Here is a 21,914-nt window from a genome sequence, read left to right on the forward strand (position 1 = left end):
TCCAGTCACTGTTTATTTTCCGTCCAGACTGTCCACAATCCCAAATACATTTTCTTTATCGGTGCCATGATCAAACCATTTATCATGTTCCGAACTGATACTGTTCCTGCAGATCACGGTGGATACCCGACTGTTGATATACACGCTTCCGGACAACTCCCGCGGATCTGCGTCCACCCCGGTATTTCCCCCGGATTCTCCGTATTCTGACTTCACCCGGTTTCCTGCTTCTTCCGGAGGACTGGTGTCTACCGTATACTCCGGTACATACCGCCATGCCCAGCCGCTTTCTTCCTCCACAGAATATGTCCCGAAGGGAAGTTTCATAGTCACATCCTCTCCGGCCCTGACAACCACTTTCGTGGAATCTGTCACCTCACCGTTCTCATTCAACCGGGAAACTGTAAAGATATACGGCTGTCCGTCGAAGTCCTCTCCTTTCGAACTCAGTTCCTTTTTGAGGACCAGTTCTCCTTCAAAACTGAATTCTGCAATCCCCATATCGTCGGTCTTTCCGGATGCCAGCAGCTTTTTGGATATCCCAGGCTGTGCGTCCGGATCTGTCGGATCCTCCGGCGGGATCACTGTATATTCTGAATATATATTTACAGGAATATCCCTTACTCCTGTAAATCCGGCCGTTGCCCCTTGCTGTCTCGTGACAGTCACTTTCAGGTCCGGCCACGCATAGACTCCGCTGAAATTAATATTGACCACTGCTTCCTCATCTGCGGCAGATCCGTCCTCATTTTCCGGTTCAAAATCCACCTGCAAAATCACACTCCCGTCTGTGAGAAGATCCACTGTCTGAGACGGATCCCTCTCGTCTGTACGGGTCACTTCCGTCTTCCAGATGACCGGATACAGTTCCATATCCTCTCTTACCGGCTCCCCGCTGAATTCAGCCCAGGACAGACAGGTCCCATCCGGTTTCACCCACTGCCATTCTTCAAAAGATTCCTTTCCCGTAAGACTGCTGCTGATCTTTTCAAACGCAGTTATGTCATAGGGAACCGTTATTTCTTCGCTGATCGTCTCATCCGGGTCGTCCGGATCCGGTCTTGTCACCGTTATTTCATGAACAAATCCTGCGTTTCCTTCCTGCGCTCTGTCAGCATGCTCACTGATCAGAACACTCCAGAGAATCTCATCCTCCCCACTTTCATTAAAAGTGTGATAATTCACTGTATATCCCGTCTCGTACTGAGCCTCGTAGATGGCCTCCTCAAAAACAGTTTCCACCACCGCGGTCCGGTCTTCTGAAAAATCCGTCCTGATATCCTGTTCCACTTTCTTCCAGCCTGTGAATACATAATTCCGGCCGGCCACCGTTGTGGAATCCTGCGCGTTTACTGTAACGGTTCCCGCAATCAGATCACTGTTTAAATATCGGAGCGCCTGTTTTTCCGCTTCGGTCAGCAGACTGTCAATATTGGAACAGACTTGTATCTTCACCGGAGCATATACCGGGTACAGCTCCATTATGTCGGTCACCCGGTCTTCCGGCCGTACCACAGGAATGCCGGTAAGGTCATCATAGCTGTCCAGCAGATAATACTGCCTGCCGCCTATATTGGGCTTTTCTGTCGTCCAGCCCGCCAGACTATAGCCGGTACCCACTTCATCTGAAGAATACAGCGGCTGCGGCGCGGCTCCGAGGCTCTCCCCGGTATTACGGAATTCCACGTCTGTCTCGTCGTCATTCAGATGATAGATAACGAGAAGAGGTTCATAGTACGCAATATATTTACATGACTGCCCCAGGGGCAGATTCTCTACCGTAAAGGTGAGCCCGTTACTGCCGGCATCCGGCTGGAGAATGGTTCTTTTTCCATCTGAAGTGACAGCTTCCAGACGGTCAAACTGATATGTCTGTTCCGCCCCGTCATAGACCGGTGTCTTTCCGTCTTCCACCACAAGCGTAAAGGAAGCCGTACCGTCATCATGGATCGTAAGTCCCTCCAGCGTAACATCTGTCGTACTTCCGTCCTTCAGTAAGAACGCCGGATCTTCCGGAAGGTTCAGGACATAATCTCCCACGGAAGCCACACCTTTCTCCGCGATATTTGTCGTTCTTATAATCTCCGGCTTTACATACACGGGATAAAGATCCATGGCCTCGGTGACCAGCAGGGTCTCTTCGTCCAGAAGATACGGGATCACTTTTCTGGCGTCAGAAGTACAGTACTCATCTCCCTCCACATCATAAATATAATCTTTCTCCGCCTGGCTGATGCTGCCGTCGATCCATCCCAGAAAGCAGTATCCGTCACCGGTCAGATCCTCAGGCTCCGGCGAAGGACGCGCGGTAAATGAAGTCTCTATCGTTTCCCTTTCCTCTGTCCTCGCGTCCACCCGCTCATCCGTATATATATGCGGATAATAGAAATCCTCTGTAAATTCCGTTTCCAGGAATACAGGATCCCCGTATCTCCGGGTCACCGTATCATACTCCTGCCCCTCAGTTCTTCCTTTCTGATAGAAACGGAGATCCGCCGTTACAAATGCCCGGCCTTTATAGTTATTTGCGGCTGACACATATGTTTCCAGATGTCTTTCGCTTCCGCTGCCTGCATATGACCATGCCCCGTCAAGCAGTCCGCCCTCTCTTTCCAGCGTCCAGAAGAGCAGATGATACCGGCTGCTGTCCGGGGTGAAAATAAATTCACAGTATATCTCATCTGTCCCTCTGCTGATATCCTCTATATATCCGGAACCGGGGAAATCTGTGTCAACATAGATATTATAATTTGTATTGCCGCCGGACCCCTGATTTGTAGTATGAGAATACACACGAAACGGTGATGTGATCCTCAGGTTATCCGGAGTGTAATAGTCTGTACAGCTTTCAGCCGAATCGTCTTTTCTGTATTGATTCCCCCAGTGTACCACTGTCTCTCTCATAAAGGCAGGTCCGTCCAGATCTTTAAATGGGCTGTTGTATGTCTGCCAGTCGCTGTAATATGGCTGTGAGCTGTCCCAGATTTCCTCCCATCCGTTGACCCCCTGTGGTTCCACATAATAGTCCACCCTGTACTCGAACCTGGCCACATACACATGCTTTCTTGAGAAATCTACATCGGCCAGTTTATATTCCGTGCTTTTTGTGAGCAGGATGCCCGGATAGGAATTCCCGGCGGCATCCACAGGATTATTATAATCGGCGGTGTTTTCCGGCACTTCATACCAGCCTCGGAACACATAACCCGCCGTTTCCCAGTCAACACCGCTTTCCGGCAAAGCACAGATCTGGATTTCCCCGTTTTCATCTACTTCCGTAGTGGTACTGCCCACGCCCGTTCTCCGGCTGTAAACAGGGGTCCCGTCATCCTGAACGTCATACCCTTCTATCACAGTTATAATATTATTTTTAAAATCTGTATAAATCGGGTAAAGTTTCAGCGGCTTTTCCACAGAATCTCCGGACTGATAGATATGCCCGCCTGCCCGAAGCTCTTCCAGTACGTCTGACGTAATCCCGGCATATCCGCCCAAAGTCCCATCTTTTGGCACGTCTGTCCATCCGTAAAACTTATATTCTTCACTTCCGTTTCCTGGAAGGTTCAAAGGCTCCCTGCTTTCCATCTGCGCCTGATAGTCATAGTAATCATCCGACAGATCTGCCGTGTCTTCTGTCGCTCCCGTAGACCTGTCAATGACGGCACCGTTGATATCGTGGAACAAAACCTGTGCCTGGCAGTGCGCCACATACAGGTCCCCGTTTTCCAGTCCTTTTTCCGGCGCCTGTGTATCTGCCGTATAAGTGTCCTCTTCTCCCACTTTGTTGTCCTCATCCCCGGTAACCGTCCCATAGTATGACCTGATATCTGTCACAGTTCCTCTGTCGGCCTCACCGCCCCGCTTCAGATACCACCCCTCCAGACGGAAAGCATCTTCCTGGCCGTTCACATCTGTCAGCCCGGCTGTAATCTTGATCTGACTGTCATATGTACGATAGCCCTGAACCGCGAAATTATAAGGATCATCTGTACTCACCGGCGCATTTACAAGTCCTGTCCCGTCAATGGTCACGCTTCCCGCTCCCGGGAAATCCAGATCAGCCGCGACAGAATTCCCGTGTACCGGAATCCCCAGATCGTAGTCCATGACCCATTTGTTGACATGGCTGTCACTGTAGGCAGAATCTCTTGGCTCACTGCCGGTAAAATCATATCCCTCTGCTTCCCAGGCGTCCCGGTTTTCATACAGTTCATCGCTCCATGGCCCGGCAGTTCCCGTAGAAGCAGAGCTTCCCAACGTCTCCATATCGACACCGGGATTCAGACTCGGTTTAAAGTGGGTCCCCGTAACCTTGTTCTTATCTCCTGAAAAAAGATCCGCGACACCGTCAATATTTACATTTTTCTGAATGATCGGAATCACCAGGATCGGATTCCACTGCTCCGATGCCGTCGTCCCCGCGTAGTGGCACCGGGTGATCTCGCATCCACTGTCCCACACCTCTGCTGTCACTCCTCCGATATGTCCGATGTTGACACCTATGACAGAGACATAGGTCGCGCAGTAGTAGTACATATCTGCTGTGGAAAAGGAATCAATGATCTTTGTCCCCGTTCCTTCATCGTCGGACCAGATACGTCCCGCGATCCCTCCTACGTAAAGTGTATTTCCACCCAGCGCGCCAACTGCCACATCATAGTGAATACTGATCCTGGTCTTATCTGAACTGTCGTCCGGCGTAACGGTATCATAGGGATCTTCTCCGGTCACCCGGCAGTATTCTATTGTAGAAGCCTCCGCGCACCCCGCGATCCCTCCAAGGGTCAGGGGTTTTCCGGCCAGAGCCGCCACGCCTGCCGTATTGTTGGAACGGATAAAGCAGTCCCTCACCTCGCAGTTGTAGAGAACGGAATTCTTAGCTTCGCCCACAATGCCTCCGCCTCTGATCCCCAGATCTGTACCGATCAGCAGCACGTTATCCGCAGCCGCCACGCTCAGGCCGCCGCCTTCCACTCTTACGCCGGATATCTCGGAATCCTCTGAGTAACCGACTGCGATGCCGCCGCGCACATCCGCGTCTATATCAGCGTCTTTCAAAACCAGATTCCGAATACTGGCTCCTCTGACAGAACCAAACAGTCCTGTATCCGCACTGGGAGTAAGCGGGTCTTCCTCGTACTTCAATCCTGTGATGGTATAACCGTTCCCCTCAAAAACACCGGCAAAAGGAAGATCCGCATTCCCGATCGTCAGCGCTTCTCCCTCATGTCCTGCATATGTAAGTTCGATATCATTCAAAAGCGTCAATGTATCTCCCGCAAAATTCCACCCCCGGCTCTGCGCAGCGACCCGCCAAAGGTCTTCCTCATCCCTGATCTCAACCGTCTGGGCCGCCCGTTCCTGGGCCTGCGCTTCTGTTGCCGCCCCGGAGGCGAAAAGAACACTGAAGAGAAATCCACAGGCCGCTGCCAGCAAATATTTTATTATTTTCTCTCTCATTTTCGTCTTCCTCCTACCTTGGCCATCCAACAGCCTTCAGGGCCTCATCTTCATTATTTTTACTCTGGACTCCCTGCGCGGAAATATCCAGTTTAAAGTTTCCTCCCGGATATTCTGCCGAAATCCGGTCTATATCGAACATGACTTCCGTCATGAGTTCTTTCGTTTCACTTCCCGGCTCGAGCACACGCTTGTAATAATACCATCCGTCACTGTATGTCCAGTCGGTCTGGTTCCATGTGTATCCGGCCAGTGCGTCCGCATTGTCGATCATTTCCCCGTTTCTGTCTGTCCCCTCCATATCCAGTGAAACTCTTACAAACATAGGCTGCCGTCCGGTATTTTCTACCCGGACAATGCGGCTTTGGCTGCCGTCTCTGGTCAGAGGGGTGCTGTTTTCCGGTGAATAAGGAATTTCTCTGTTGTTCTCATCCAGCATCGTTTCATGGATCTTCAATCCAAGATTTCCGAAAGTCACGATGCTCTCGGTATCTACATTTACCGTATGAAACGCAAGAGACTGAGATATGGCAAGAGCCAAAAATACCATTGCACATGCTATAAAGATATTTTTTCTCTCTTTTTTCATATCTCAGTCTCTCCTTTTTCCTGCTCTGTTTCCTTTATCTTTTATCTATGTACAGGATCATTTCTCTGATTCTCGTGGCTGTTTTTAAAGCATGGTCATTACAGTCCTTCATCAGAACCGACTCCATCCACTCCACCGGCAAGCTTTCCTGCCTGATCCTTTGCCCAGGTATCCGCGTCAGCTTCCAGATTTCCTCCTTCGCCGTCTGACGCCTGATGCAGAAGCGCTGTCACTTCCATATCATGCACTTTGCCTGTTTCGTCTGTCAGATCTGTTTTCTTTGCTCCCTCATCGACCCATACCTCATCAAACAATGTGCCTGTCCAGGCGTCTTTCCCGGTATCTCCCGTACTCAGCCGGGCGGCCGTGTCACCGCCTGACGGACCTACGTATACAAACAGTCCCTCTATGTAATAGGCTGCGCCGTCTTCATATCCCGGATCCCCGGTTTCCACTCCCTCTTTTTTCGTCACAAAACCGTCTACCGCCTTCCAGTTGTCGTTGAGCTTAAAATAAAGCGCTCCATTTTCCGCTGGATTTTTTACATAAAGGTAAACATATGCGTCTTCACTTCCGTCTCCGATGCCTACATTGGGGTCTTTTGCCACATTGCCGCCGGGAAGTAATTTCGCGTTATCCGGATCCCAGTTCTTTTCGTACAGATGTCCCTGCAGCTTTTCTCCGTCCTCCGACGGAAGAGGTTCCTCTGTATCCGGATCTGTCGTCGGCTCGTTGAAATCTCCGACTGTAAATTCATTGACCAGAGAATCCCTGGCCGTCAGCCAGGCGATTGTTCCTCCCACCGCCGCCAGCAGCAGGCAGATTAAAAGCAGCGCGATCGCCCAGGACTTTTTCTTTGTGTTTTTACGTGTTCCAGAACTCATTTTCAAGTCCCCCTTTTCTTTTTATTACTTTTTTCTTTTTTTCTGTCTTGTACTTCTTTTCCGTTCCATCTGTCAATAAAGATCGAAATGACCGGCACCAGGACCGCCGTCCCGATCAATATATAAATTCCGGGCGCGGTGGCGCAGAAATGATTCACATATCCGAGATACGGGATAACAGCTGCAGGACATCCCAATACAGAGCTGTAGGCCACCGGGGAAGCATCATGAAGGATATTTCCTTCAGAATCTCTGTTGTTGATTCCCTGTGTATAGAACAGTTCCTCATTCCTGTCAACTTTGTAGACCTGATGTGTAGCCACAGTCTGTCCGTCTTCCAGATAAAACGTGATCACATCCCCTTCCCTGATCTCCTGCGGAGAAATCTCTCTTACATAGATCAGAGATCCCACCGGATATTCTGGCTCCATACTTGCGCTGGCCACCATGTACGGAGTCAGACCGACAAGTCTGATGCCTGCGAATGCGATGAACAGAAAAACCACCGCGATCAATATCACAGTGGACAGGATATTCCACGCTCTCCTCATAACCGCTCTCTTTTCATTGACCGAGCTTCACTCCTTTCTCCTTCTTATTGCACTTATTTTATCACATTATTTTTGCACTTGTAAATTAGTATTGTAAGAATAACTAATTTTAATGTAATTTTTACACATTTTTTCTGCATAAAGTACATATAAAACATATTCCCATTCACATTTTAAATATCTCTCTTTTTTCTGAGCAGGGCAGGTGCCGCAATGGCACACTCCCTGCTGTTTCATTTATCTCCGGTCATCTGTTTCTGTTCTCATTTTTGTTATCCTTACGATCCCCGGCATATTTATCCCTTTTATCCTTCTCGTCATCCAGGCGCCGCCTCAGCATGCATTCCTCGTCCACTTCATACACCGCGTTTCCTTCAATGATCAGCTTTCTTGACATTTTTTCTATTCCTTTCTCTCTGTTCTTTTATATTTTATGAATCCTTTTCCGGAAGGCTACGGTACATAGCCTGTTCCTGATTCATAAATAACTCCCAAAGAACATATATATTTACAACGCTAAACTCAGGAGCCTCTGTGGAATGGATAACGATCATCCCGGATTCATGACCCCTTTTGATGAACTTGTTACATCGCCAAAGCTCCAGATAATAAAACTGCTCATCCCGTATGCCCCCGCATCCGGCCGGCAGGTACTGGCATCCTTTGTCAAATTCCGGGAATTCAGAGAGACTGTCCGGCTGTTCCGTGGTTCGGGAGGGGTCAGTGCCCAGGCATTCGGGGACAGTAACAGCAGCACTCCTCTGGATATTCTCAGCAGTTTTCGGCCTTATCTGAACCACCGCGAAGCCGCTGCCCTGGATATGGTAATCAATCTAAAAGAAATGATGTCCGTTATGGAGATCATGCAGGATACGAACCTCTCCGGTGAAAATGGTATGCCTTTTGATCCTATGGAGATCCTCTCCGGTATGCTGACGCCGGAACAAAGAGAAATATTCGAGACCTGCAGCGATCTGTTTTCCCAGCCCGCAGACTCCGAAGAGAAAGGAGATGATACAGATGAACGAGTGGATGGACAATCCGGCGATAAAGAAACTGGATCCGGCGAAACTGGAGCTGATCAAAATGGCCGCTTCACAGACGGCAGGTAAATCCGGAAAAGACCTGGCCCCTGTTATGCTGGCTCTCATCACAGGAGCCAACAAAAAAGGAATCCGGTTTTCACCGGATGAAATAAACCTCATTCTTGAAATTTTAAAAGAAGGGAAAAGCAAAAAGGAACAGGAACAGATCGACCGTACTGTACGGATGGCCAGCGCGGTCTTTCAGAAACATACCTCCTGAAAATTTTAGTCTTCAAGGCGCCTTACACAGAGGAAATATTTTAAATCTCCCCTGCTTCGGCGCCTTAAATATATATCGTGACAAACAATATGCATACTATGTATGGAAGACGGGGCCAAGACTTTCGTAGAGTTTCCTGTATCGTGCATATTGCTCTCTGTACCGTTCCCGGAATAACTTCCGGGGTTCGTAAACTTTGTCTGTCTTCACCATTTCTTTAATGGCCTCCGGGATATCTGTATATATACCGGATCCGACAGCGGCAAGAATGGCAGCTCCCAGACAGCCCGCCTCCTTACAGACAAGAGTTTCTACAGGCATTTCCATAATGTCCGCCTTTGTCTGCAGCCACAGGGGCGATCTGGCTCCTCCGCCGACGGCTCTGATCCTGCTGAGGGGTACGCCCGCGCTTTCCATAGTCTCTTTATTGAATTTCAGTTCATAGCAGAGACCGTCGATGATCCCTTTCAGGATCTCATGCCGGGTGGTTGCCAATGTAAGTCCCACAAAAGCGCCTTTGCTCTCCATATCACACAAAGGAGTGCCGCTCCCGTTGAAATGGGGCAGAACAAGAACAGCTGATGGTCCTGACGGGCATTTGCTTTGTGCATAAGTATAGTAATCCAGACCTCTCTTCCCGGCCTCTGCCAGCTCCGGGCTGCCGAACTGATCCCTGTACCACTGCTGCAGGATCCCTCCGGTCTGCATATGTGCAAATGAAAAATACATACCGGGGATGACATGATAATAACAGGCATAAAAACTGTCATGCATACTTTTATTTACCGCAGGAATCCTGTAAGCCACAGAAAGTACCTCTGCCGTACCCGTACTGTCCAGCCCGGTGCCCTCCTCCACGATTCCTGCTCCCACAGCCCCTACCGGCTGATCATGTCCGCCTGCGATCAACAGTGGTCGGTTGGATATCCCCATCTGTTCGGCGGTCTTTTTCTCCATTTGTCCGACCGGCATGCCAGAATTACACACCCGGGAAAGTTTTTCCCCGGGGATCCCCATTTTATTTAAAATACCGTCTGACCATGTCCCCCTTTCCAGACTGAATCCCATAGAACGGCTGGCCATGCTGCCATCGATCATCGGCTCTCCTCCGAGCCTCTCCAGGATGAATTCCTCATACGTGACAAATTTCCATGTTTTTTCTGAGATTTCTGGTTTCTCATCCATAAAATACATAATCTTTGCCATCATGTTGATCGGATGGAGCGGCTGTCCGGTTTCTTTGTACAGTTCCCACTCATCATACTTCTCTTCAAATGCCCGGCATTGTTTTCGAGAACGATAGTCCATCCCCAGCACTGCCGGATGCAGCACTCTGAATTGCCGGTCCACCGGAATCACCGCATCTCCCTGTACGCTCAGGCTCAAAGCCTCTATTCTTGAGATCCCGGCTTCTTTTACGGCTTCTTTTATGCTTTCTTTGAGAAGAGAGCAGACAAGCTCCGGATCCTGCTCTGCCTGGAAGGGTTCTCCGCAGACCACATGATATTCCCGGTATCCCCTTCCCATCTGCCGTCCCCTCCGGTCAAACACGACCGCCTTGCACCCTGTGGTTCCCGCGTCCAACCCCAGGAAATATAACTCTGCCATGGTTCCCTCCAATCCGGGATATTCCCCTGTATAAATATTTATTGTAGCAGCTGATCCTGCATCCTGCGGAGCTGGAGAAGGACAGAATCTTCGTTCAGCTCAACCATGTCGTATGTAATGATCTCATCCTTCTTCACATCCGTTTTCATCCGTGCGCCTTTCGCCAGTCCAACCGGAAGCATGTTCCCCTTTCTTGCCACCTCGGCCGCTCAGAAATTTATGCGGATCGGATACCAGACTACCGCGTCCGCTGATTTTGACTCCCAGCTCATCGCGCTCTCCCAGATGTCTGAGTCCGACGCTCTGATCTGTATCTCTCATTCCGGCAGGACACGCAATGTCTGTAACCTGGCAAAGATTGCTCATGAACAGGGAATCAAGGTGATCTCGATCACAAATTTCCCCGGCTCCGCTCTGGCGAAACATTCCGATATCGTTTTACTTACCGCTTCATTCGCGTATGATGTAATGGATGAAGTACTGGCTAAAAGAGTTCCTTCTCTCTGTCTGCTGGACATTTTATACATTTCAATATTGATGAAAAAGCAGAAAGATATCCAGCCTCTTCTGGATAAAGGAAATGATTATCTAAGACTTAACAAGAACTGATACCCGGGCAGATTGATCAAAGAGAGCCGGACGGATATACCGCCCGGCTCTAAATATTTTTGCGCCCGCTTTTTCGGTCATATTTTCAGACTTTTCATCTTCCGCTCAGTGATGATGTCCCTGTCCTGAAGACAGCCGCACAGAAGAGGCGAAGATTCATCATATTTTAACACATTCTCACGCACTCTGCCCGGAGAGTCATTTGCGTAGCAATATCTGCAGCCATTCCTGCACGTATGGTATGTTCCCGTCTCCACACTTTCCATACAGCCGCACTCCCGGCGCTGCCCCGGGTCTTTTCTTCCTCTCAGGCGGCACCCCAGCAGTCTCTCGATATACTCTTTGTCAATACAGGCACCATGTTCAATGCCGTAATCACTCAGATCGATCTTTTCCGCGCAGGTAACGATCTCCATTCCATACCGCCGCGCGGCCGCGGCAAACCTGGCCGCCGCCGCTCTTATAAGTTCCTCTGTCAGACTTATCTGGCCGGTTCCTCTCATGTTCCTTCTTGTTTTTTCATATTCGTCCAGAAAGCTGATCACCACTCTGTTTGTGCAGCCTGACAGGCTGCCGGCGATCTCCGAAAAAGCCTTTTCATGGTATTCCAGAGTATAACGGCCGGACAAAAAGATCGGATCATATCTCCAGATCATCCTGTCACTTCCGATCTTCCCTGACAATTCCTGAAAAGCGGGGATCAAAACACTTCTTTTATCCGGAAGTCCCGGCTCGATCTCCCTTCCATATCCGGTCAAAGTAAACTGAAAGTAATACGGATATTTTTCAAACAGATCCAGATACCGGAACATCGGCAGCGGATTCTTTGTCCAGAACACAATGCAGTCGATCACATCGGGATTAAGGGAAATCCTGCTCACCTGCCGGGGATTCATTGGATTTCTGACACATAGGTACCCTTCCTGAAACCGGCGCGCCAGCCACCCCGGGTAATAACCCGGTATGTCTGTGCGCCTGCTGGCACTGAGGATCATATCACTGTTCTCCCGTCATAGCTTCGTTTTTATCGGATGCTTCCTGACTCTGTAATCCTTTCAACGTCTCTGCAAATTCCCGCATTTCTCTGTCGATCAGCACTGGCCTGCCGTTCTGCTTCAGAAAGCAGTGGGTCGTAGTACCACACGCACTGAGCTCCCCATTCTCCGACAGGTTGTAGATATCATATCTGAGCGTAAATTTCACCCTCCCCAGTGACTGCAGGCTTACCACGATCTTTACTTTGTCATCAAAACGCACGCTCTTTTTATAATCACACTCCACGTGAAGCACAGGGCTGATATATCCCATTTCTTCGAATCGCCGGTATGGATATCCCATCTGATCCAGCATTTCTACACGGGCCTCCTCCATCCAGCGGATATAATTTGAATGGTGGATCACTCCCATTTGATCCGTTTCATAATATTTCGCAGTTCTTAAATAAGGGTTCATAGCTCCTCCTTTTCTGAATTATCTGATAACTTTGCAAAAAGGGGACAGGCACTTTTTAAAAGGAGCCTGTCCCCTTTTAACGATGTTTTCAGAATATTCCGACAGCGTCTGCTATCGTCTTCACTCCTATCAGTTTGATCCCCTGTATTCCTTTCACCATTTTTAAACAGACTTCAGGCAGGACACAGGTCTCGAATCCCAGTTTTTTTGCCTCAGCCACTCTCTGCTCCGGCATATTTACCGCCCGCACTTCTCCGCTCAGTCCCACTTCTCCGAATACGATCATCTTTTCATCGATGGGTCTGTTACGGTAACTTGACACCAGGGCCATCACGATCCCCAGATCAATGGCCGGCTCATTCATCCGGATCCCTCCGGCGATATTGACATAAGCGTCTGAACTGCCCAGCGCCATCCCCAAACGCTTCTCCAGCACGGCCATGAGCAGATTCACCCGGTTATAATCCGTCCCGGCCGCCGTACGTCTGGGCATCCCGAAATTGCTGTGGCAGACCAGCGCCTGGATCTCGATCAGTATGGGACGGGTCCCTTCCATAGAACAGGCTACCACTGATCCCGACGCATGTTCAGGCCGTCCACTCAGCATATATTCTGACGGGTTGTCCACTTCGGCCAGACCGGTCTGTCCCATCTCGAACACTCCGATCTCATTGGTGGAACCAAAACGATTTTTCACCGCTCTGAGGATCCGGTATGAGGCATGTCTGTCCCCTTCAAAATACAGAACGGTATCCACCATATGCTCAAGGACCCTGGGGCCCGCCACTGTCCCTTCTTTTGTCACGTGTCCGACGATAAAAATGGAAATACACAGCCCTTTGGCAAGCTGCATAAACAGATTTGTGGATTCCCTCACCTGAGAAACACTTCCGGGTGCCGATGAAATCTCCTCGCTGTACATGGTCTGTATCGAATCGATGACTACCAGCTCCGGCTTTTCTTTCTCAATAACTCCCCTGATGATCTCCAGATTTGTCTCGCAGAGAAGAAGCAGACTGGACGTAAAATCTCCCATACGATTTGCCCGCAGTTTGATCTGGGCCTGCGACTCTTCCCCCGAAATATACAAAATTTTTTTCTCCCCGGCCAGCTTTTGACAGGCCTGTAAAAGCAGAGTGGACTTTCCGATCCCCGGATCGCCTCCCACCAGTACAAGAGAACCTGGCACGATCCCTCCGCCCAGCACTCTGTCCAGTTCCCGGATCCCCGTCCTGCACCTGACATCATCGTCTGCCGTCACTTCAGTAATGGGAACTACATCTGCCTTGCGGACTGACTCCCGGACAAAACGGGCGGCTCCCGCGTTTCCCCTTGTAGCTCCGGCATCAACCTTTTCTTCCACAAATGTATTCCACTCTCCGCACGCCGGGCACTGCCCCAGCCATTTGGCCTCCTCATGCCCGCAGTTCTGGCAGAAAAATACACTTTTCTTTCCTTTTGCCATTCGATCTCCTTTCACAGACCCCGGCATGAAAACAGGGTGGACACTTCCATCCACCCTGCAGTCCGCCTCTCTGTCCAATCAGCATTTCACGATCCTGACCTTCGCGCTCTGCTCAGCGCCAAGCTCCACGCTTACACTCAGTTTGCCGCTCAAATTCGTGCCCATTCTTCCTGCCGAATCACCGTCTATAAACACCTCATACTCGCTTTCAGGCTCCAGTTCCAGCGTAAACTGTACATCACCCCGGGCGGAGACTGTAAACGATATCTCTGTATCTGACTCCCGGAATCCCTCTACGGCGCTTCCCGGCACCGATTCATAGACAAACATTCCGTTTCTTTCAAGTTTTGTAATCTCCGCAAATGTCTTTACTTTATAAATGTCACCTTCGAACTCATAATTGTCCTTTTTTGTCTTGTCCGCCAGAGTATAATCTCCGAAGCTGAGTGTTCCGTCATTTTCCGCGCGCAATAATTCCTTTATCGCTGCCATCTTAATTTCCTCCTACGTATTTCAGATGTTCTGTTTTATCGATATTATAATATAAAACCTTGCGTTTTTCTACCGAAACATATATGAAAAAACTGTGGATTACCTACTTTACAATGAAACGGATCTCTTTTTTTGCCGCCCCTGCCTCCACATGATCTCCGGATTTGACCACTCCGTTTAAGATCGCTTCCGCGAGCCGGTCTTCCAGTTCTGTCTGAAGAGCTCTACGCAGCGGTCTTGCTCCATACTTCGCGTCAGTGCCTTTATCTACGATAAGATTTTTCGCGGACTCCCGAAGCGTCAGATGGATATCCATCTGATCCAGAAGACGTTTTGTCAGATCCCGGCACATCAGCGACACAATTCGCTTCATATGCTTCCTGTCAAGGGCATGGAATACAATGATCTCATCGATCCGGTTGAGGAATTCCGGACGGAAGATCTGCTTCACTTCGTCCATCACATTCTGCTTCATCCTCTTGTAATCTCCCTCGGGATCCTCTTTGGCCGAAAAGCCCAGCTTCTTAGGTTCTACGATCGCTTTTGCGCCGGCATTGGACGTCATAATGATCACCGTATTGGAAAAATCAACTTTTCTCCCCTGAGAATCCGTGATATGCCCGTCATCCAGCACCTGCAGAAGGATGTTGAACACATCTGGGTGAGCCTTTTCGATCTCGTCAAAGAGTATGACAGAATACGGGTGGGTCCTCACCCGGTCGCTGAGCTGGCCGCCTTCTTCATATCCTACATATCCCGGCGGAGAGCCGATCAACTTGGATACAGAGTGCTTTTCCATATACTCAGACATATCTACCCGGATCATTGCTTCATCGCTTCCGAAAAGAGCTTCCGCCAGAGCCTTTGAAAGCTCTGTTTTCCCCACGCCGGTAGGTCCCAGGAACAGGAAGGAACCGACCGGGCGTCTGGGATCTTTGAGCCCTACCCGTCCTCTCCTGACAGCTCTGGCCACTGCACTGACTGCCTCTTCCTGGCCGATCACACGTCTGTGGAGCACCGTCTCCAGCTTTTTCAGCCGGTCCGCGTCACTCTCCCCGAGTTTCTGCACCGGGATCTTCGTCCACGCGGACACCACATCCGCTATATCATTTTCCGTCACCGCAGGGCGGGAAGAATCACTTTTTTTCCGAAAACGTTTCTTCACAGCCTCTAATCTGGCCTCCGTCTCCTCTTGTTTCTTCTGAATAGCGGCTGCTCTGTCAAAATCACCGGCCTTAATACTTTCTTCTTTCTGAGAAGCCAGCTCCTTTACCGCCTCTTCGAGAGCGGTCAGATTGTCCGGTACCTTATATCCTCTGAGACTGACTTTGGAACAGGCTTCGTCCAGCACATCAATGGCTTTGTCCGGAAGATTCCGATCCGTAACATATCTCTCTGACATCTGCACTGCCGCGTCGACCGCATCCGGCCGGATCTCTACTTTGTGATGTACTTCATATTTTTCTTTCAGTCCCAGCAGGATCTCCCGGCACTCCTCTTTTGTCGGTTCTTCTACGGACACCGGCTGAAAGCGGCGTTCTAGAGCCGCGTCTTTCTCGATGTATTTCCGGTATTCCGTGAGAGTGGTCGCTCCGATAAGCTGCAGTTCACCTCTCGCCAGGGAAGGCTTCAAAATACTTGACGCATCGATGGCGCCTTCCGCGCCGCCGGCTCCGATCATGGTGTGTATCTCATCTAAAAACAGGATCACATTTCCTCTGGCCTCCACCTCGGTGATCAGCCCTTTCATCCGCTCCTCAAATTCTCCCCGGTATTTTGACCCTGCGATCAGCCCCGGCAGATCCAGGGTATAAATCCGCTTATCCTTCATTTTCTCCGGCACGATCCCGGCCGCAAGCCGCTGCGCAAGTCCCTCGACCACGGCAGTCTTTCCTACTCCCGGTTCTCCTACCAGACAGGGATTATTCTTTGTCCGTCTGCTCAGCACCTGCATAAGACGGAGCATCTCCTGCTCCCTGCCTGTTACCGGATCCAGTTTCCCCTCTTCGGCCCTGGCCGTCAGATCCGTGCAGTACTGTTCGATCGCAGAACCGGCTCCCCGGTGCTCTTCCTGGGTTTCCTCCTGATATTCCTTCGGATCCGCCCCCACCGCGCTCATAATATCCTGAAAGATCTTCTGCAGATTAATGTTCAATGTAATAAGGATCCTTGCCGCCACACAGTCCACATCCTTAATTATGGACAGTAAAAGATGTTCCGTCCCGATTTCCGAAGCGTGAAGTCTGTGCGCCTCTCTTACACTGTTTTCCAGAATATACCGGTACCTGGGACTTTCCTCCGGCCTGCGCCCCGCAAACACATCTTCCCTTGGCGCGATCAGTTCATCCATAAGCCGGAGGACGCTTCCTTCCTCCACCCCGTTCTGCGCCAGGATCTGTCCCGCCACGCCGGAATACTCATCTCGAAGTCCCAGAAGCAGGTGTTCGGTACCAATATATGGATGGTTCATTTCCTTTACGATCTTCGCGGCATACCGGATGGCGTTCTCTGCCTGTTTTGTATATGACATCTGCATAGGCTCCTCCTGTAATCCTCCTGTTATAACTCCCTCATCTCAAGACGATATTCGTCAAAGATCTCATCCACCAGCTCGTGTACTTCCTCACGGGAAACATTCTTGCAGCATCCTCTGGCAAGCACGATCCGAAGCTGGCGCCTCATCTCTTCCAGCTGTTCCAGTTTATCAATATCCAGAGCGATCACGGCTCCCCTTCTCTTGTCCAGACTGATATACCCTTCTCTTTTCAGGACACTGTACGCCTTATTCACAGTGTGCATGTTCACGCCGATCATATCTGCCATCTGGCGCACGGACGGCAGAGAATCTCCCTCACGGATCACGGACGTGGCAATGCCCATGATAATCTGATTACAAAGCTGAATGTATATTGCTTCATCGCTGTCAAAATCAACTTGGATCAACATTCTATTTCTTCCTTCCGTACAGTGTCATAACGATCATGCTTCTCTCCTCCGGAGGATGTCATATTTCTCCGGAATCTCTTCCAGCCTGGCCCACAGGATCTGTTTCGCGTGGGGCGCGCTCTCCTGCTCTTCTCCTTCCTCGTTGAGGATCTGCCTTACGGCTGTCTCGATATTACGGCCGTCCGGTTTCATGATCTCAATGGTCTCCCCGACAGAAAATTTATTTCTCTGCTCCAGCCTGCACAGTCCGTCTTTCACCTCTTCCACAGTCCCAAGATAAGTATATTCTTTGTGATAGGTACTGTTATCATAGATCTGAGTATTCTCGTCCGGTTTCCCGAAAAAGAATCCGGTCGTATACTGCCGGTGCGTGCAGCCTGATATCTGTTCCAGATACCAGGGCATATGTTCCCGGTACAATGCAAGGTCTTCCTTCCAGTCGTCAATGGCTTTCCGGTAAGTACGAGCCACAGTCGCGACATAGAGGGCATTCTTCATCCTTCCTTCGATCTTGAAACTGTCGATCCCGGCATCCATCAGCTCCGGGATATGCTCGATCATACAAAGATCCCTGGAATTAAAAATATAGGTTCCCCGCTCATTTTCATAAACCGGCATATACTCTCCGGGCCTTGACTCCTCCACCACAGCGTATTTCCAGCGGCAGGGATGAGTACAGGCTCCCCGGTTGGCGTCCCTCCCGGTAAAATAATTGCTCAAAAGGCACCTTCCGGAATAGGATATGCACATGGCTCCGTGCACAAACGCCTCGATCTCAAGGTCATCCGGGATATTTTCTCTCAGATTTTTGATCTCTTTCAGGGACAGTTCTCTGGCGCACACAACCCTGCTGGCTCCCTGCCGGTGCCAGAAACGATACGTACCATAGTTTGTATTATTTGCCTGGGTGCTGATATGGCACTCAATCTCAGGGCAGATTTCTTGCGCTATATCGAAAACACCGGGATCTGAAATGATCAGCGCGTCCGGACGGATCTCTCTTAGTTCACTGAAATAGCTGCGGATCCCGGGCAGATCCTCATTATGGGCAAAAATATTGGCCGTGACATAGACCTTCACGCCCCGCGCATGGGCAAAGCTTATCCCCTGTTCCATTTCTTCCAGAGTAAAATTTTTCGCTTTTGCCCGAAGCCCGAAAGCCTCACCCCCGATATAGACTGCATCCGCGCCAAAAACCACTGCTGTCTTCAGCACGTCCAGGCTGCTGGCCGGTATCAGTAATTCTGGATGTCTGCTCATTGTCTGTTTCCTTTCTCCGGGTCTTCCGATGGATCCGCATCTCTTGTGGCATCCCCTGTTTCCCGGGGCTTTGCGTCTTGTTTCACACTCACTGCCACGCCGTCGCCCAGAGGGATGACTGCGGTGACCAGTGAATCACTGTGTTTTAATTCATAAAGGTATTCTCTCATCCGGGCATGGATCGTCCGATTGCGCCGTTCTACGGCAAACCTGGACTGGATCACATCCCCGTCCTGCATCACGTTGTCTGAGACAAGGGTCCCTCCCGGCGCAAGCAGGCGCATCACGTCCGGCAGATAATGAATGTACTGCCCTTTGGCCGCGTCCATAAAAATAAAATCATACGGTCCGCTCAGAACTTTCAGGACTTCCGACGCGTCCCCCGGGATCAGAGTGATCTGCTCATCCCGCCCCGCTCTTCGGAAATTCTCACGGGCGGCCGGGATCCTCTTTTCATAGTTTTCGATCGTGGTGATCCTGCACCCTTCCGGCGCGTATTCACTCATCAATAACGCAGAGAAACCTACGGCAGTTCCGACTTCCAGAATGCGCATAGGTTTTTGGATCATAAGGAGCACCTTGAGGAGGCTCTGCGTCTCCTTCTTAATGATCGGGATATCCGACGCAAGAGCCTCTCTCTCAATTGTCTCCAGTATCTCACTGTTTCTTGTCTCAAGCGAATTGATGAATGTAACGATACGTTCATCTACTATCATTTTTACACATCTACATCCATGATGATCGGGATCACCATAGGTTTTCTCTTTGTCTTTTTCCAGATATAATCGTTCATGGCGTCGCGGATCACTAACTTGATCTTGTTCCAGTCCGTGTGCCTTCCGTTCAGGCATTTATCCAGAGCGTCGGCCACTGCTTTCCTGGCGTCTTCCATCAGCTGTTCAGACTCTCTGACGTAGACAAATCCCCTGGATACAATGTCAGGCCCCGCCAGCAGGCGGTTGGTCCTTCTCTCCAGAGTCAGCACCACGATGATAATGCCGTCCTCGGCCAGATGCTGCCTGTCGCGGAGTACGATATTCCCAACATCTCCCACTCCAAGACCATCCACCAGTACAGCTCCGGTATGCACTTTATCCACGACCTTCGCGGATTCATCATCCAGCTCCAGCACATCCCCGGACTGAATGATAAATACGTTCTCTTTGGGAATGCCCAACGATTTTGCCACCTCGGCATTTGCCTTCAGATGGCGGTACTCGCCATGGACCGGTATGGCATATTTCGGCTTCACAAGCGAGTAGATCAGTTTCAGTTCTTCCTGGCAGGCATGGCCGGATACATGGGTATCCTGGAAGATGACCTCCGCGCCTTTGGATGACAGTTCGTTGATCACGCGGGAAACGGATTTTTCATTTCCCGGGATCGGATTCGAACTGAAGATGATCGTGTCATTGGGCTGGATCGTCACCTTCCGGTGTACATCCGCGGCCATCCTTGACAGGGCTGCCATGGACTCGCCCTGGCTCCCGGTGGTGATAAGCACCATCTTCTCCGGCGGATAGTTCTTCATCTCATCGATCTCGATCAGGGTCTTGTCCGGCACGTGCAGATACCCCAGCTCCGAGGCGGTGGATATGATATTTACCATACTCCGCCCCTCTACGACAACCTTTCTGCCATATTTATATGCAGAATTGATGATCTGCTGCACACGGTCCACATTCGACGCAAATGTGGCGATGATCAGCCGGGTATTCTGATGTTCCGCGAAAATATGGTCAAATGTGATCCCCACAGTCCTCTCCGACTGGGTAAAACCGCGGCGTTCTGCATTCGTACTGTCAGACATGAGCGCCAGTACGCCCTTTTTTCCAATCTCCGCAAATCTCTGCAGATCGATCGCGTCGCCGAACACCGGCGTATAATCAACTTTAAAATCTCCTGTATGGACCACCACACCGGCCGGGGAATAGATCGCCAGAGCTGACGCGTCCTGGATGCTATGGTTCGTCTTTATAAATTCGATCCGGAATTTCCCCAGATTGATGGACTGGCCATGCCGGACAACCTTCCGCTTCGTGCTGCGCAGAAGATTATGCTCCTTCAGCTTATTCTCGATGATCCCCATCGTAAGCTTTGTAGTATAGATCGGCAGATTGATCTCTTTGAGCACATAAGGCAGTGCCCCGATATGGTCTTCATGTCCGTGGGTGATAACAAAACCTTTCAGCTTGGACATATTGTCTTTAAGATACGTCACGTCCGGAATCACCAGGTCGATCCCCAGCATGTCATCCTCCGGGAATGCCAGGCCGCAGTCCACGACAACAATGCTGTCTTCGTACTCAAAGGCAGTAATGTTCATACCGATCTGTTCCAGGCCGCCCAGCGGTATAATGCGCAATTTCCCCTTGTTTTCTTTCTTCAAAAAATAAACACCTCCATCATAAGTTTTATGTATCACTTTACTTCCGGGCACAAAAAGAACAGCAGTCTCTGAAAGCTGCTCTGCCAAAGAAAAACCGTCATTTTGCTCTTTTCTGGCATTCTCTGCACAGGCCATAGAACTTCAGCTCATGATCCAGGACATGGAATCCGGTGACTTCCTCAATGTGACGTTCCAGATCATCCAGCAGATCGTCATCAAATGGAACCACCTTATTGCATTCCCTGCATATGAGATGGTGATGGTTGTGTTTTGCTCCGTCCCGGAGCAGATGTCCGATCTCATATCTCACACATCCATCATCCAGATTGATCCTGTCTATAAGCTGCATATCCCAGAGCAGCTGAAGTGTACGGTACACTGTCGCCAGCCCGATCTCCGGATAATCTTCCGTCACCAGCTCATAGATATCCTCCGCAGTCATATGCCTGCCGCCGTGCTGCTCCAGAACCGACAGAACAAGCAGTCTCTGATGCGTCACTTTAAGACCCTTTTGTCTCAGCCGTTCTCTGAGCAGTTCCTCTGTTTTCTTCCGTTCCATCCGCGTCCTTTCGTCTCCCCGCAGTAAGTAGATCAATATATTATGTTTATCTGATCACATCTCTGTGCTCATATCTCTATATTCACATCTTCCAGCAGCTCTTCGAATACTTTTGAGACCGCCATCAGTTCTGTCTCATCCTCTACGATCTCATAGACACTGTCGCCTTTCTCCGGCTGCCCTGCCTCTTTCAAGATAAGGCATTCGGCCTCATCCTCTTCGGAGTCCGTAACGAGTATGTAAGTATTCCCGTTTATCATCGTCTCCTCGAGAACATAAAAGTCATCCTCACCGCTGCCGTCCGCAAAAGCAAATCTGATCTTATCCATAAAATGCCCCTTATCC

General features: G+C 50.1%; 21 protein-coding genes. 3 read left to right on the forward strand and 18 right to left on the reverse strand.

Features of this window, described 5'->3' with window-relative positions; genetic code table 11:
• Positions 1 to 12: 12 nt before the first annotated feature.
• The 5 genes from BQ7367_RS00410 to BQ7367_RS14520 all read right to left on the reverse strand — a co-directional run bounded on the left by BQ7367_RS00410 (position 13) and on the right by BQ7367_RS14520 (position 7,881).
• The gene (locus BQ7367_RS00410) at positions 13 to 5,460 is read right to left on the reverse strand and encodes an RHS repeat domain-containing protein (RefSeq protein ID WP_072523666.1); all 5,448 of its coding nucleotides are present in this window, start codon (positions 5,458 to 5,460) and stop codon (positions 13 to 15) included.
• Positions 5,461 to 5,473: 13 nt separating this feature from the next.
• Positions 5,474 to 6,049, reverse strand: a complete 576-nt coding sequence (locus BQ7367_RS00415) for a hypothetical protein (RefSeq protein WP_072523667.1) — start codon at positions 6,047 to 6,049, stop codon at positions 5,474 to 5,476.
• Positions 6,050 to 6,147: 98 nt separating this feature from the next.
• Positions 6,148 to 6,933: a SipW-dependent-type signal peptide-containing protein gene (locus tag BQ7367_RS00420; protein WP_072523668.1), complete on the reverse strand. Its 786-nt coding sequence runs from the start codon at positions 6,931 to 6,933 to the stop codon at positions 6,148 to 6,150.
• A 2-nt stretch (positions 6,934 to 6,935) separates the two neighbouring features.
• Positions 6,936 to 7,484, reverse strand: coding sequence for a signal peptidase I (locus BQ7367_RS00425; RefSeq protein ID WP_072523669.1), 549 nt, complete (start codon positions 7,482 to 7,484; stop codon positions 6,936 to 6,938).
• 247 nt (positions 7,485 to 7,731) lie between these two features.
• Complete coding sequence (locus BQ7367_RS14520) at positions 7,732 to 7,881, reverse strand: hypothetical protein (RefSeq protein ID WP_200786663.1); 150 nt, start codon at positions 7,879 to 7,881, stop codon at positions 7,732 to 7,734.
• A 142-nt stretch (positions 7,882 to 8,023) separates the two neighbouring features.
• Between BQ7367_RS14520 and BQ7367_RS00430 the strand changes: the two genes are divergently transcribed.
• Both BQ7367_RS00430 and BQ7367_RS00435 read left to right on the forward strand, forming a co-directional pair.
• Positions 8,024 to 8,596 (forward strand): hypothetical protein, encoded by a 573-nt coding sequence (locus tag BQ7367_RS00430; protein ID WP_072523670.1) that lies wholly within the window; start codon positions 8,024 to 8,026, stop codon positions 8,594 to 8,596.
• Positions 8,505 to 8,789, forward strand: coding sequence for a hypothetical protein (locus tag BQ7367_RS00435; protein ID WP_072523671.1), 285 nt, complete (start codon positions 8,505 to 8,507; stop codon positions 8,787 to 8,789). The genes BQ7367_RS00430 and BQ7367_RS00435 overlap by 92 nt, the downstream gene beginning before the upstream one ends.
• Positions 8,790 to 8,885: 96 nt before the next feature.
• Here BQ7367_RS00435 and BQ7367_RS00440 read toward each other — a convergent pair whose 3' ends face one another.
• Together BQ7367_RS00440 and BQ7367_RS14385 are read right to left on the reverse strand one after the other, a co-directional pair.
• On the reverse strand, positions 8,886 to 10,397 hold the full coding sequence (locus BQ7367_RS00440) for an FGGY-family carbohydrate kinase (protein ID WP_072523672.1): 1,512 nt from the start codon (positions 10,395 to 10,397) through the stop codon (positions 8,886 to 8,888).
• Positions 10,398 to 10,435: 38 nt separating this feature from the next.
• Positions 10,436 to 10,597: a hypothetical protein gene (locus tag BQ7367_RS14385; protein WP_159431598.1), complete on the reverse strand. Its 162-nt coding sequence runs from the start codon at positions 10,595 to 10,597 to the stop codon at positions 10,436 to 10,438.
• A 19-nt stretch (positions 10,598 to 10,616) separates the two neighbouring features.
• Here BQ7367_RS14385 and BQ7367_RS00445 point away from each other — a divergent pair, with 19 nt between their 5' ends.
• Complete coding sequence (locus tag BQ7367_RS00445) at positions 10,617 to 11,006, forward strand: MurR/RpiR family transcriptional regulator (RefSeq protein WP_159431599.1); 390 nt, start codon at positions 10,617 to 10,619, stop codon at positions 11,004 to 11,006.
• Positions 11,007 to 11,083: 77 nt separating this feature from the next.
• On the opposite strand, the gene BQ7367_RS00450 is transcribed toward BQ7367_RS00445, so the two are convergent.
• From BQ7367_RS00450 to BQ7367_RS00500, 11 genes are all read right to left on the reverse strand, one after another.
• A complete protein-coding gene (locus tag BQ7367_RS00450; protein ID WP_072523674.1) occupies positions 11,084 to 12,001 on the reverse strand; it encodes a DUF1848 domain-containing protein in 918 nt (305 codons plus the stop codon).
• A gap of 1 nt (position 12,002) precedes the next feature.
• On the reverse strand, positions 12,003 to 12,458 hold the full coding sequence (locus BQ7367_RS00455; protein ID WP_072523675.1) for an acyl-CoA thioesterase: 456 nt from the start codon (positions 12,456 to 12,458) through the stop codon (positions 12,003 to 12,005).
• 88 nt (positions 12,459 to 12,546) lie between these two features.
• Positions 12,547 to 13,923, reverse strand: coding sequence for a DNA repair protein RadA (gene radA / locus BQ7367_RS00460; protein WP_072523676.1), 1,377 nt, complete (start codon positions 13,921 to 13,923; stop codon positions 12,547 to 12,549).
• A 78-nt stretch (positions 13,924 to 14,001) separates the two neighbouring features.
• Positions 14,002 to 14,415, reverse strand: a complete 414-nt coding sequence (locus tag BQ7367_RS00465; protein WP_072523677.1) for an endosialidase — start codon at positions 14,413 to 14,415, stop codon at positions 14,002 to 14,004.
• 103 nt (positions 14,416 to 14,518) lie between these two features.
• Positions 14,519 to 16,951: an ATP-dependent Clp protease ATP-binding subunit gene (locus BQ7367_RS00470; protein WP_072523678.1), complete on the reverse strand. Its 2,433-nt coding sequence runs from the start codon at positions 16,949 to 16,951 to the stop codon at positions 14,519 to 14,521.
• Between the two features lie 23 nt (positions 16,952 to 16,974).
• Positions 16,975 to 17,361, reverse strand: coding sequence for a GntR family transcriptional regulator (locus tag BQ7367_RS00475; protein ID WP_072523679.1), 387 nt, complete (start codon positions 17,359 to 17,361; stop codon positions 16,975 to 16,977).
• Between the two features lie 33 nt (positions 17,362 to 17,394).
• Entirely contained in the window at positions 17,395 to 18,621 is a 1,227-nt protein-coding gene (locus tag BQ7367_RS00480; protein ID WP_072523680.1) for a peptidase U32 family protein, read from the reverse strand.
• On the reverse strand, positions 18,618 to 19,337 hold the full coding sequence (locus BQ7367_RS00485) for an O-methyltransferase (protein ID WP_083588832.1): 720 nt from the start codon (positions 19,335 to 19,337) through the stop codon (positions 18,618 to 18,620). Before BQ7367_RS00485 ends, BQ7367_RS00480 begins: the two co-directional genes overlap by 4 nt.
• Before the next feature lie 2 nt (positions 19,338 to 19,339).
• Positions 19,340 to 21,010, reverse strand: a complete 1,671-nt coding sequence (locus BQ7367_RS00490; protein ID WP_072523884.1) for a ribonuclease J — start codon at positions 21,008 to 21,010, stop codon at positions 19,340 to 19,342.
• Positions 21,011 to 21,107: 97 nt separating this feature from the next.
• On the reverse strand, positions 21,108 to 21,569 hold the full coding sequence (locus BQ7367_RS00495) for a Fur family transcriptional regulator (RefSeq protein ID WP_072523681.1): 462 nt from the start codon (positions 21,567 to 21,569) through the stop codon (positions 21,108 to 21,110).
• Between the two features lie 68 nt (positions 21,570 to 21,637).
• Positions 21,638 to 21,898, reverse strand: a complete 261-nt coding sequence (locus BQ7367_RS00500) for a DUF1292 domain-containing protein (protein WP_072523885.1) — start codon at positions 21,896 to 21,898, stop codon at positions 21,638 to 21,640.
• Positions 21,899 to 21,914: the final 16 nt, after the last annotated feature.

It is taken from the genome of Clostridium sp. Marseille-P3244, assembly GCF_900120155.1.
In the GTDB taxonomy this organism is placed as follows: Bacteria; Bacillota; Clostridia; order Lachnospirales; family Lachnospiraceae; genus Mediterraneibacter.

Excerpts from the sequence above, each read along its gene's own strand:
- BQ7367_RS00410 (WP_072523666.1), bottom strand. The coding sequence starts at position 5,460 with ATGAGAGAGAAAATAATAAAATATTTGCTGGCAGCGGCCTGTGGATTT.
- BQ7367_RS00415 (WP_072523667.1), bottom strand. The coding sequence starts at position 6,049 with ATGAAAAAAGAGAGAAAAAATATCTTTATAGCATGTGCAATGGTATTT.
- BQ7367_RS00420 (WP_072523668.1), bottom strand. The coding sequence starts at position 6,933 with ATGAGTTCTGGAACACGTAAAAACACAAAGAAAAAGTCCTGGGCGATC.
- BQ7367_RS00425 (WP_072523669.1), bottom strand. The coding sequence starts at position 7,484 with ATGAGGAGAGCGTGGAATATCCTGTCCACTGTGATATTGATCGCGGTG.
- BQ7367_RS14520 (WP_200786663.1), bottom strand. The coding sequence starts at position 7,881 with ATGTCAAGAAAGCTGATCATTGAAGGAAACGCGGTGTATGAAGTGGAC.
- BQ7367_RS00430 (WP_072523670.1), top strand. The coding sequence starts at position 8,024 with ATGGATAACGATCATCCCGGATTCATGACCCCTTTTGATGAACTTGTT.
- BQ7367_RS00435 (WP_072523671.1), top strand. The coding sequence starts at position 8,505 with ATGAACGAGTGGATGGACAATCCGGCGATAAAGAAACTGGATCCGGCG.
- BQ7367_RS00440 (WP_072523672.1), bottom strand. The coding sequence starts at position 10,397 with ATGGCAGAGTTATATTTCCTGGGGTTGGACGCGGGAACCACAGGGTGC.
- BQ7367_RS00445 (WP_159431599.1), top strand. The coding sequence starts at position 10,617 with ATGCGGATCGGATACCAGACTACCGCGTCCGCTGATTTTGACTCCCAG.
- BQ7367_RS00450 (WP_072523674.1), bottom strand. The coding sequence starts at position 12,001 with ATGATCCTCAGTGCCAGCAGGCGCACAGACATACCGGGTTATTACCCG.
- BQ7367_RS00455 (WP_072523675.1), bottom strand. The coding sequence starts at position 12,458 with ATGAACCCTTATTTAAGAACTGCGAAATATTATGAAACGGATCAAATG.
- radA (WP_072523676.1), bottom strand. The coding sequence starts at position 13,923 with ATGGCAAAAGGAAAGAAAAGTGTATTTTTCTGCCAGAACTGCGGGCAT.
- BQ7367_RS00465 (WP_072523677.1), bottom strand. The coding sequence starts at position 14,415 with ATGGCAGCGATAAAGGAATTATTGCGCGCGGAAAATGACGGAACACTC.
- BQ7367_RS00470 (WP_072523678.1), bottom strand. The coding sequence starts at position 16,951 with ATGCAGATGTCATATACAAAACAGGCAGAGAACGCCATCCGGTATGCC.
- BQ7367_RS00475 (WP_072523679.1), bottom strand. The coding sequence starts at position 17,361 with ATGTTGATCCAAGTTGATTTTGACAGCGATGAAGCAATATACATTCAG.
- BQ7367_RS00480 (WP_072523680.1), bottom strand. The coding sequence starts at position 18,621 with ATGAGCAGACATCCAGAATTACTGATACCGGCCAGCAGCCTGGACGTG.
- BQ7367_RS00485 (WP_083588832.1), bottom strand. The coding sequence starts at position 19,337 with ATGATAGTAGATGAACGTATCGTTACATTCATCAATTCGCTTGAGACA.
- BQ7367_RS00495 (WP_072523681.1), bottom strand. The coding sequence starts at position 21,569 with ATGGAACGGAAGAAAACAGAGGAACTGCTCAGAGAACGGCTGAGACAA.
- BQ7367_RS00500 (WP_072523885.1), bottom strand. The coding sequence starts at position 21,898 with ATGGATAAGATCAGATTTGCTTTTGCGGACGGCAGCGGTGAGGATGAC.